At 58.6% G+C, this 9,726-nt stretch carries 9 protein-coding genes and 2 pseudogenes; 9 read left to right on the top strand and 2 right to left on the bottom strand.

The window, feature by feature from the left end; translation table 11 throughout:
* The 3 genes and pseudogenes from ACIQ17_RS25865 to ACIQ17_RS25855 all read left to right on the top strand — a co-directional run.
* Positions 1–215, top strand: a pseudogene (locus tag ACIQ17_RS25865) (nuclease); the annotation flags it as partial.
* A 93-nt stretch (positions 216–308) separates the two neighbouring features.
* Positions 309–1,652, top strand: coding sequence for a hypothetical protein (locus ACIQ17_RS25860; RefSeq protein ID WP_398472149.1), 1,344 nt, complete (start codon positions 309–311; stop codon positions 1,650–1,652).
* 219 nt (positions 1,653–1,871) lie between these two features.
* Positions 1,872–2,198, top strand: a pseudogene (locus ACIQ17_RS25855) (dicarboxylate transporter/tellurite-resistance protein TehA); the annotation flags it as partial.
* Between the two features lie 434 nt (positions 2,199–2,632).
* Here ACIQ17_RS25855 and ACIQ17_RS25850 read toward each other — a convergent pair.
* Positions 2,633–2,827: a hypothetical protein gene (locus ACIQ17_RS25850; RefSeq protein ID WP_398472148.1), complete on the bottom strand. Its 195-nt coding sequence runs from the start codon at positions 2,825–2,827 to the stop codon at positions 2,633–2,635.
* Positions 2,828–3,196: 369 nt separating this feature from the next.
* Here ACIQ17_RS25850 and ACIQ17_RS25845 point away from each other — a divergent pair, with 369 nt between their 5' ends.
* The 5 genes from ACIQ17_RS25845 (at position 3,197) to ACIQ17_RS25825 (ending at position 8,032) form a co-directional block, all read left to right on the top strand.
* Complete coding sequence (locus ACIQ17_RS25845; RefSeq protein ID WP_398472147.1) at positions 3,197–4,234, top strand: hypothetical protein; 1,038 nt, start codon at positions 3,197–3,199, stop codon at positions 4,232–4,234.
* A 28-nt stretch (positions 4,235–4,262) separates the two neighbouring features.
* Complete coding sequence (locus ACIQ17_RS25840; protein ID WP_398472146.1) at positions 4,263–4,529, top strand: hypothetical protein; 267 nt, start codon at positions 4,263–4,265, stop codon at positions 4,527–4,529.
* A 534-nt stretch (positions 4,530–5,063) separates the two neighbouring features.
* On the top strand, positions 5,064–5,834 hold the full coding sequence (locus ACIQ17_RS25835; protein ID WP_398472145.1) for a hypothetical protein: 771 nt from the start codon (positions 5,064–5,066) through the stop codon (positions 5,832–5,834).
* Between the two features lie 47 nt (positions 5,835–5,881).
* On the top strand, positions 5,882–7,321 hold the full coding sequence (locus ACIQ17_RS25830; protein ID WP_398472143.1) for a S8 family serine peptidase: 1,440 nt from the start codon (positions 5,882–5,884) through the stop codon (positions 7,319–7,321).
* 99 nt (positions 7,322–7,420) lie between these two features.
* On the top strand, positions 7,421–8,032 hold the full coding sequence (locus ACIQ17_RS25825) for an SGNH/GDSL hydrolase family protein (RefSeq protein WP_398472142.1): 612 nt from the start codon (positions 7,421–7,423) through the stop codon (positions 8,030–8,032).
* 153 nt (positions 8,033–8,185) lie between these two features.
* Here the strand turns inward: ACIQ17_RS25825 and ACIQ17_RS25820 are convergent, their stop codons facing one another.
* On the bottom strand, positions 8,186–9,241 hold the full coding sequence (locus ACIQ17_RS25820; protein ID WP_398472141.1) for a DUF2252 family protein: 1,056 nt from the start codon (positions 9,239–9,241) through the stop codon (positions 8,186–8,188).
* Positions 9,242–9,442: 201 nt separating this feature from the next.
* Between ACIQ17_RS25820 and ACIQ17_RS25815 the strand changes: the two genes are divergently transcribed.
* Positions 9,443–9,726 (top strand): hypothetical protein (locus ACIQ17_RS25815; RefSeq protein ID WP_398472139.1); only part of this gene is annotated, 284 nt, incomplete at its 3' end.

Below are 9,726 nucleotides of genomic sequence, written 5' to 3'. Positions count from 1 at the left end.
ATCGCGATCGTTCGGAAGCTGTCGAGGGCTTTGTGCTGGGTCCTTACCGGACGTTTCAGATTGCGATCGCGGATCTGGAGAAGGCTACCGGATACGGGTTCGGTGCATTCAGGAATGCGGATCCGTTGGCACGGAGCAAGGCCGGAGTGGAGGCGGCATCTGCCGACCTGCCGGTGGTGGTGCCGATCGATACCGTGGACGATCTGGTGCTGTGAGGCCGTTGGCCGGGTGCCGGGCGTCGCATCTCATCCGTCCCATAATTTCGTAAGCACAGTGTCATCCATCCACGATTGAACGGGGAGGCCGATATGAATGATACGACAAGCAGTCACGAGGAAAGCAGCTTCGAACTCAATGCCATTCCCGCCGAAGAAGTGGCACAAGAGATCACCCGCGACACCGAGGACGCGCATGTCGATCCTGCGACGCCGCCGGAGCCGGCGCTTGAGGCCTTGGTGACGCGCTGGCGCGTCGCCAAGGCACTGGAACGGCTGCGGGTTCAGGTCAATCAGGCGTTTCCGAACCGCAGCAAGGCGAGCGACGGCACCATCGGCGATATCCGCCACCAGAGCCGCGCATCGGATCATAATCCCTGGATCGTCGACGGCGGCATCGGGGTCGTGACGGCGCTCGACATCACCCATGATCCCGCCCATGGCTGCGATGCCGGCAAGCTCGCCGAGGCTATCCGGAGCTGCCGGGACAGCCGCGTCAAATACATCATCTCCAATCGCAGGATCGCCAGTTCGCAGGCGGTGGGCGCCGCGGCGCCGTGGGCATGGCGAACCTATACGGGATCAAATCCGCACAACCACCACTGCCACATCTCGGTGAAATCCGACAAGGCAGCCTATGACAACGAAGCGGACTGGGATTTCCGCTCGGGCGGGCACGAGGCCGTCGCTGCCGCGGATGGTGAAACGATGCAGGAACAACTGGTCGGGGCAGCCCTCGATGCCCTGCCGGGTATGGCCGACCGTCCGGTCTTCGAGCGCCTGATCGATGCGCAGGATGAAATCGCGCGGCTGCTCTCATCCTATGCGGTGGATGCCCGCCCGATACGGGCCGAGGATGCCCAGGAAGCGGCTCGTCCGAGATTTGAGGATCTCAAAAGCGAATATGAGACGCTTTGGGACAGCTGCGTTATCCGTTCGGAGCGTGCCGCGAGTGTCGCCTGGCATGTTGCAAGGCTGCAGCAAAACAGGGAGCGCTACGAGCAGGTCAGCGCGGCAACCGGCGCACCGTGGGAGTTCATCGGTGCCGTTCATGCGCTCGAGGCGAGCTTCAATTTTCAGGGCCATCTCCACAACGGCGATCCGCTCCGGGCGCGCACTGTCAATGTGCCGGCCAACCGGCCGCTGCGGTGGAATCCGCCCAATGACTGGCTCTCCAGTGCGATCGACGCCATCACTTTCGAAGGTTTCGCCGGCCAGTCAGACTGGAGCATCGCCCGCGTCCTCTATCGTTTCGAGGGCTATAACGGCTTCAGCTACCGCACCAAGGGGATCAATTCGCCCTATCTGTGGAGTTTTTCTACACACTACACCAAGGGAAAATTCGTGCGCGATCACGTCTATGACCCGAATTCCGTCTCAGCTCAATGTGGGGCTGCTGTCATGCTCAAAGCCCTGAATTTTGGAGGGCAGACTTGATTGCGATCTCGGTCAAGGCGACCTCTTCACTTTTCTGGCACCGGCTCAAATATCTGTCTGAGCAGCGACACAAGCATATGCGCTGTGCACGTCAACAGTCGGTTTGCCGACTTCTTCAACAAAGTCGGTGCCAAACGGACATCAGTCTTTGCGTTGAATTGAGGTGGTGCGGCTTAATCTTGAGAATGGCTGCTTTGCCGCGATCGACCTGCGAATATGGCGGTGGCGATTTATTTTATTGGTGTCCTGCTCACGATCGCGTTCGCGATCTGGCGAACGGGCGGACTATGGATGGGCGGGCGCGATCCCAACCACACGACACCCGTGCTCTATCTGCCGGGCGTGGCAGGACCTTTCGTGGCGGCGACCGTAGGCGGAACGCTTGGCTTCGAGGATATCGGCACGTTCTTCTTTGGCATGGGCTTCTTCGCATGGCTGGCTATTGAATCCGTGTTGATGCACCGGCTTCTCACGGCTCCAACCCTAGCAACCGCGCTGCGCCCGACGCTTGGCATTCAGCTCGCGCCCCCGGTGGTGGGGGCGGTCTGCCGCACGCGGAAGTAGGAGCTATCATAAGGTGGTGACGCGCATTCGTCCCGAATTGGGCTTTACGATCGTCATGCCCGCTCAAGCCGCATCTCGAGTAAGCACAGAATGTGCGTCTCGCGCTGTCTCCGGACACGCTCGGCAATCTCAGCCACATCCGGCACAGGCACAATCGGCGGCGACCGCAGCAAGACTGCGGCGGGAACGGTAACGGGCGTTACCGGCTTCCGTGTAAACCTATTTTCCAGCGTGTTAAGCGCAACCGCGTAATAGTCGCTGGCACGCTCAATTTCATGCTCAAGATAAGAAGCATACGACATCGGATTGTCAGCCTCCTTCAAAGACGGGCGCTAACAATATCACAACTCGCGCGAAACGTGTGGCTCAGCTGCATTCCGAGGTCTGGGCACGTGCGGCTTGGGACCGCACCGGCTCTACTCGCTGCGCTTGCCGATGCCGCTGTGCCGGACGCGGTTTCGGCCCATGTGGGTAACGAGAATGCTGGCGCTGCTCTTCCTCTTTACGCGCGTGTCCTTGCGCGTCAGGCTGAGGCGGTCCGCTTCTTGCGCGCATTCGTTAGAGAGCGGGCCGTCGCCGAAGAGTGCGGGAACCTGCAACCGAAGCTGCATACTTCAGGATAATCCGCTCAGCGTGCCGAATATGTTCGTTGGTCCGGCGGCCAATCCCAATCCGTTTCCCCAGGGGTGTTACGTCAAATATGCCAGCGTGCTGGATCTGGTGGTCAGAATACGCGGTATGCTCTGAGACCTCTGGAAATGTTGTTCTGTCGCCAACCCGCGGCCACGACCGTTTCTGCAAAAGCGCCTTTGGCTTCCACGCCAATCCCTGTGGCTCAAAAGGTACAGCCTCCCAAAACCCGCCTTCGGGTTGCTTGCAACGCTTAACAACCAAAGGTAGCGTGTATTAGCTTTGCTCGTTGCGTAAGCTTCGCGGGGATGACTATGGGGCGATCGAGGATTGCGGTTGCAGTCACGACGATGGCGTTTGCGGGGGCGCTTGGTGGTTGCGGTGCGCTCGTACCCGAATTCGGCGAAGCCTTCGATACGGCGGTCCCAGACGCCCTAATCGACGCGATCGTCAGCCATGTTCACTGCGAGGTGAAAAGCCAGGTTGAATTCTTCATTCTTGATGACATCAGCCTCGCCAAGGGCGTTGGCGTACCGGGCGGCCCAGCGCCGAGGCGGCACCTACAATGGCTGGACGATTGGGGAGCTCAGCTCTCCCTTACCCTCACGGTGGAAGAAAAGTCCACGCTCAGTCCCGGCGTCATGCTCAACCGAGTTTTGCCGAACGCCGTGACGGCGGTCCCAGGCGGCAATATCACGACGCCTCAGTCCGAGAGTCTTGCTCTGGGGGCGAGCATCTCTGCCGGTGCAACGCGGAAGGCTGTTGTCGCCTGGTTCATGGATTTCCGCGAATTCACCAAAGAGTATCCCGACAGGCCTTCAACACAGGCGAAACTTGCCGCAAAGCGTATCAGTCCGCCAGCGAAGCCCGTCACCGACCTTATGAAGAAGCTGACGCCTGAACTTACGGCAGCCAAGCTAACCTACGAACGATTGGAGAAAGAAGCTATCGCTGCCGGAAGCAATTCTTACGCATCGATTTGCAACCGCCCCGGTGGCATCCTGATCGAGGGTGATCTAAAATTCCGCGAATGGCTTTACATGACGCTGCGCCCGACATTCGTAGAGGGCGGCGTGGCGGGTGACTTCGCCAAGGCGCTCCAGAATGAGATCAAGGTCGCCAAGAAAGACGTGCTTCAGAACCAGATCACCTTTGCCGTCCAGTATGGCGGCAACGCTACGCCGTCATGGAAGCTGGTGCGCGTGTCTGCCAATCCGAGCGGCCCGTTTCTCAACGCGCAACGCACACGCACGCAGGATCTGGTCGTCACCCTCGGTCCCGCGCCGAACGATGCCGCCGCCGCCGCCCAGCAGAAACAACAAAATCAGGATCTTGCCGCTGCTATTGGCATCGCTGTCGCGAACGCAATCAACAGCCGCGCGCCGTGAGCGCGCTCAATCTTGAGAGGAGGTATCGATGGTAAAGAAAGAGATTCCGCCGCGTCACCGGGGCATACCGCGCACGCTCAAGACCGCGCTTGATCTGGGTTACAAAAAGCGCCGTATCAAATTCGCAGACGTGGAGAAAAACTTCATCCAGTTCGCCGAACATGGTGCGCGCGCTGGCTCAATCTGCGGAGCCGCGCCTTCACCACGGCCGGGCCATATTGCGGTCTGCTATAAGGATCCATCTGGCATCTGCACCTGGGTTGATGTCCCAAAGTTTGCGCCTACCGGACACTAACGACGGCGGCTTGCTTATCTCGATTAAGTAGGAAGGAGGTCTACGAGTGCTCGGTGAAGGCGCCTAGGGCAGAGCTGCTTCCAAATAGCGCGGCTGTCTTGTCACCGCATTCGCTTGGCTGAACGGCCCGTGCGTTCGGGCCTGCCGCAGGCAATCATCCCGATCCGCTACTGGCGGTGTCGGACCATTGCCAATTGAAAGCAACACTTCGGATCTGATCCGATCAATCTGCCAAATGTGCAGACGGTGACGTGGATTCGAGGAAGGCGATATGGACAGTTTCGTGATTTACCTACTCGATTCAAGGTCGGACACATTTACGAACCTGCGTGTGATGCCGACAACAGAGCAGGGCGCGAGAGGCACCGCTGCTGGATCGGATGAAGTCGTTTTCAAGAATGGTTTGCCGTGGAGATACTTGGACAATCACGGGGCGTCTTACGCGATCAGCGAGGAGTAGGCGTTAAATAGTCGCGCTGGTGGTCGTGTCCGGGGATCTTTGTCGCACTGTATTCGAACAGGCGGAGAATGGAAATGATTTGGCGCGTGGTATTGTTCGGGGGAGCTTTTGTAGCCTCCGTTATGTCAGTGCAGACTTATGCTGCTGATGCCAATGTTCCCCTACTTGAGGCAGATGATCTGCGAGCAGCGCCAACGACCGGCCTCCAGGGGGTGAACGGCGGTGCTACCGGAGCTATTCATTATCCCGATGAGATCTTGGCCTACCCGATCGCCGAAACGCCCGAGAACAAATCCCTGCTGCAGGCCTGGAAGGCTTCGCATCGGTTTTTCGTCATTCCGTTTGAGCTGTCGATCGCTCCCGGTCCAAGTCAGACACCTGTCCGGGTTGATATCTCCATGGCATTCGCGGGCCTTGGCGCCATGGACAAGCAGCCTCTTGTGATCGATGTGTTCCCCGAGACCGGCTTTACGCCCGGACCGGTCGCTGCAACCGGTGAAGCCAGGATTGGAGGGGACCTCAAATTCCAGTCGCCGTTGGCGACCGCATCGACCGGAGCCAATGCTTCGGTAACCTTCAAATATGCGCCTTCGTTTCCGACGGTCATTGCAGGCTTTGGATCGGGCAGCGCCTTCTGGCAATTTATGAAGTCGCAGGAGCGACAACCCGTGGGTGGTATGCCGCTCAAGCTCATCGTCGCATGTCCCATCCCGGTTGGAAAGAGCCTCGTTCTCACAACGGACGTGCGTGTCGCTTACGAAGGCGAATGGTGGAAGAAGGGACTGTCGGTGGCAAGCTTCCGCACGAAGGTCGCGTTCCCGCCCGAACAGGAAGCGCCCAAATGAGGCGTTGGACAGGAGCTCTAGCGCTCCTCACTTTTCTGGCAGGAGATGTGGCCATCGGCGTCGCAGCACGAGCAGATGCCGCGCTCTCCACTGAAGCGATCGGCCGTCTTGGCGACGAGCCGGATCATACATTCGTGGTGGTCATGGGAGTAAGGCCCGGCCAGGACCGTGCGGCCATTCGAGCCCTGAACATCAAATCGTCGCAAACGTTTCCGGAATTCGGAATCGTTTTTGTTAAGGCGACCGGGGATCAGGTACTAAACTGGCCTTCGCACAAGGGGGTCGAATTCGTCGATGTGCTGGATGACCGTGAGGCCAGCGTCGTCTATTTTCTGCTCGCCCAGCTCCATCGCTTGCTCTTTTTCGACAATCTTGGCGTCTACCGCCCTGCCGTCGTCAATCTCAGTATCGGCCCACCACGGCGGCTCATCGGCAAGGACGCCAGCGGCGAGAGGGCGGTCCGAAAGGTCATAGACCGAGTGGTGCATGAGCGCGGCATCCCGGTTGTCATATCGGTCGGCAACGATGGACCTCAACCGGGGCTGGTCAACGGCTGGATCACGCCGGGAGTGATTGCCGCGACGGCGACGAATGCCGCAGGAACGGAGCTTTGGAATCAGGCGTCGCGCTTCAAAGCGCCGATGCCGCGGGACATCACGATGTTCGGAGCGCATGGTATCGATTCCATCGGCCCTAGGGCGGGGTGCCGCCTGAAATCGAAGGAGGAACAGGAGCACGAGGAGAAGGGGGGGCTGGCCGGCTTCGTTGGCCAGGAAAACCAAGCTTGCTACGAACTACGAAGCGGCACCAGTTTTTCGGCCGGCCGCGTGAGCCAGTTTCCATGCCTGATTCATCAGGCGCTTGGCATCGTGAATCTGAAATTGTCATCGCTCACGGCGGTCGATACCGAGTTAAGCGTCCCCCCATATATTCGCGCTTATATCGACAATACGTTTGACCGGGAACATGCCGCTTTCAGAAACCGGCTCGTCGATGCTCAACAGCATTTCGGCCCGTTGCAGCTCAAGATTTCTGCAAGCGAGCGAAAGGATGCGTGGGAAATGCTTGTCCTTTCTGCATCAAATGTCTCCGTTCGGTATACACCGCAGAACCTTCGCGCCTTCTTATCTCGGGCGGCGAAGCCCATGGCTGGGCTTGCACGCGAGGAAATTGGAAATGGATTTCTTTCTTACACAAATATCAAGGATATGCTCACCGAACTTCGCTACGCCGATCTGGTCGATGTCCTGAGTGAAGGCGATCCTCAACACACCAAATGGGTCGAACGGGTTAGGCAATCCCATAATCCGCTGGTCTTCAGTGAAGAGCAGATCGCTGGCATGGATGGCTATTGCCGAAACAACGATCTGATCTTGGGGCTTCCCTTGTTCGAGCAGCCGGCAGGTTCGCGGCTCGCCAATGAAGCGCAATCAAAGGCTGGAGCAGCTATCCCGCCTGTCGCGGAACGGATGGATGGCGCGGAGTGACGACGATGAGTGGCGACATGGGCGAATATCTCATCCCAGCGCAGCCCGTGCCATTCCGGTATCCGCTGCGCCACTTCGCGGATCGCCTGAAATCCGGCGGTGCCATCAAGGTCGTTGCTATCGGGTCTTCCACAACGGCCGGGAAGGGGGCTGTGGTTCCTTATCCTCATCGGTTGGAGAGCGCAACTGCGCGCCAGCTATTCGGGGCGCTGTATCGATGTCCTGAACCGCGGCAAGGGCGGCGAGGAAGCTCCGGTCGAGGTCCTGCGTTTTGAGCGCGATGTCATTGCCGAAAACCCATGCCTTGTGATCTGGCAGATTGGGACCATTGCAGCGTGGCGTGGTCAGGATATCGAGGAAGTCGTGGGCGCGTTACGTGACGGGTTGCGCATGCTCAAGCCCATCCCGGTCGATGTCATCCTCATGTATCCACAATATGTCCCTGCAGTTCTCACACAGGGAAAGCGGCCCCTCGCGGAGTTGATGGTACGGCGCGTTCACGAAGTGGCCGACGAGGCGGAGTTCGCCGTGAATGTTTTCCAGCGCTTCGAATTGATGCGCCAATGGCACGAAATCGAACAGATCTCGTTCGACACGCTTGTCGATCCCGACGATGTGGACCGGCTCCGCCAAAGCGACGCAAGTGTGCGCCGCATGGCGGCGGCGCTCCACGATCTCATCGTGGCCTGTCAGCAGAAAACGCAGGAATAAAGCCATCGTACGAGATAATCCGACGGGTCATAGTTTCGTGATATTGGGAGCCATAATCTCTGAAGAGTTGAACTCTATTTGGCCGGATCGCACACTCGTTTCGTCTCTCAACCGAACCTCTGAAACGAAGCAAGCGTGCCAAAGTGGCTGCGCCTAGATTCGGCACCACTTATCATAGTCTCGCTCGTTCGCTGTGGCGGCGATGCGCGAAGCCGTCTTCAGCCACCCGGCATGCCGCGCCTCCAGATCGACCTTGATCTTGCTACTGGCGCCGTGCGTTGCCGCATGGATTGAAGCGAGATCGGAGCCCATTGCCTTCAATAACTCGCGCTTGATTTCATCGCCCGTACGTTTGCCGAGGTTTATCTTTCGAGTATCGGCAGCAAGGCGGCGCAAAATGAAATTGTCTTCGATGCGAAGATGGGGATCCGGCGATCGGTACAAGCCCGTTGCCAGATAGAGAAAGGCGTGCGCGCCGGGTTTCCGCCGATGGGCCCAGTGCCACGCGGAAGGCACAAGCGCTTTAGCTTCCCGAACGACCCGTCCGCTCCGCCATTCGGCAACGCCCACGAAGCGCGGGCGTCCCAAGCTCCCACCTCCGGCAACGCGGCGGAAGAAGCCGGTATGGCCTGCTCCTGGCGGAAAGCTCGACATGAGCCTGTGTCTGACGAGCGGCGGTGGATCTACAGCTTCAAGATCGTCAATCTCGTCCCAAAAATCCCTCCGGCACTGATCCGAACACCCGACGTAGGAGCGTATCCATATTTCGTCATCATCAAGGAGCGCCGGACCTGGTTCGGAGATCCCCTCGCGATAACCATCCAGAATCGCCTCGGCAATCTCGCTGGCATCCAGTTTCATTTTCGGTGCCAGTTGGACGCTCGTCGCCAACCGAACGAGATCGAATGCATACGGCATGACGGCTGCTTCGTCGAAATCATTAACGCCCCACACCCACCGGCCATCAGCATCGCGCCATGTACCGAAATTTTCAAGATGAATGTCGCCAACGCACAGCGTCCGTGGAGCGCTCTTCAGTTGCGGGCATAGCGTTTCGATCCTCCGCGCCCAGCGATAATACGTTGCCCTCAGGAATATGAAGGGGCTTCTTTGCATCCGCTCGTGCTTGTAGGCAAGGTCATCGTCGATGACGATGCAACGCCGGCGTAGCCAGCTCTCATAAGCCCTCGTGTCTTCGACAATGGACATAGTGCAGCTTCCTCAATCCTGATTGCCTTGGCGCGCAGTGACACAAGGCAGCGCCCGGATGTCGGACGCTTTGTCATCCCGCCGATTGTGTCCGATCGCGCATGCCTGATGGCGCGCAAATTTCCCCTCGCCTTGGTGATTGTTGTACCCTGACGCGCCGTCGCGCGCGGGCACCTCTCTATGCGTAAAGAGCAAATGCCAATGATGGACATTCTCTACCGTTCGAACGGCGGTCCTGATGCGGCGCGTTGTCGAGAGCCCCTTCGACCAACTGTTATTTCAATTGTGAGCCGGCTGAACTTTGATACCTGGATCGATCCTACACCTCATGCTTCTTTAATTGAATATATCTCATGCACAATCAAGCGGGGTGGAGCGGATAACCGCACGGGGCAATATGCGTGCAAAGAGTACGTCAGAGGATTCATTTCCCGCGCTTGCCGTGGAGGGCACCCATGTCGTCCTTCTTGGCTGGGACTATCCGG

This window comes from Tardiphaga sp., assembly GCF_044340795.1.
Taxonomy (GTDB): Bacteria; Pseudomonadota; Alphaproteobacteria; order Rhizobiales; family Xanthobacteraceae; genus Tardiphaga.
Note: the sequence above shows the minus strand (reverse complement) of the source record. Positions and strands in the feature narration are given on the sequence as shown.

Excerpts from the sequence above, each read along its gene's own strand:
- ACIQ17_RS25860 (WP_398472149.1), top strand. The coding sequence starts at position 309 with ATGAATGATACGACAAGCAGTCACGAGGAAAGCAGCTTCGAACTCAAT.
- ACIQ17_RS25850 (WP_398472148.1), bottom strand. The coding sequence starts at position 2,827 with ATGCAGCTTCGGTTGCAGGTTCCCGCACTCTTCGGCGACGGCCCGCTC.
- ACIQ17_RS25845 (WP_398472147.1), top strand. The coding sequence starts at position 3,197 with ATGGCGTTTGCGGGGGCGCTTGGTGGTTGCGGTGCGCTCGTACCCGAA.
- ACIQ17_RS25840 (WP_398472146.1), top strand. The coding sequence starts at position 4,263 with ATGGTAAAGAAAGAGATTCCGCCGCGTCACCGGGGCATACCGCGCACG.
- ACIQ17_RS25835 (WP_398472145.1), top strand. The coding sequence starts at position 5,064 with ATGATTTGGCGCGTGGTATTGTTCGGGGGAGCTTTTGTAGCCTCCGTT.
- ACIQ17_RS25820 (WP_398472141.1), bottom strand. The coding sequence starts at position 9,241 with ATGTCCATTGTCGAAGACACGAGGGCTTATGAGAGCTGGCTACGCCGG.